Origin of the sequence: Staphylococcus sp. HMSC070D05, assembly GCF_001815595.1 — a bacterium.
Taxonomy (GTDB): Bacteria; Bacillota; Bacilli; order Staphylococcales; family Staphylococcaceae; genus Staphylococcus; species Staphylococcus hominis.
Genome location: NZ_KV821129.1, coordinates 1 through 252, shown reverse-complemented (window position 1 = coordinate 252; position 252 = coordinate 1). Strand labels below are relative to the sequence as shown.

Below are 252 nucleotides of genomic sequence, written 5' to 3'. Positions count from 1 at the left end.
CACCGTACCGGTTCGATTCCGGTCCTCGGCACTATTATTATTTTGCGCCCGTAGCTCAATTGGATAGAGCGTTTGACTACGGATCAAAAGGTTATGGGTTCGACTCCTATCGGGCGCGTTCTCTTACGGGAAGTAGCTCAGCTTGGTAGAGCACTTGGTTTGGGACCAAGGGGTCGCAGGTTCGAATCCTGTCTTCCCGATAGGAAATTTTAAAATTTATTATGGGGGCTTAGCTCAGCTGGGAGAGCGCCT

The 252-nt window shown here is 50.4% G+C and carries 2 tRNA genes; both read left to right on the top strand.

Annotated features, from left to right (window positions below):
* Positions 1-44 precede the first annotated feature (44 nt).
* Positions 45-118: transfer RNA gene (locus HMPREF3046_RS05705), tRNA-Arg, on the top strand.
* 8 nt (positions 119-126) lie between these two features.
* Positions 127-200, top strand: a tRNA-Pro gene (locus tag HMPREF3046_RS05700).
* The last annotated feature ends 52 nt before the right edge of the window (positions 201-252 follow it).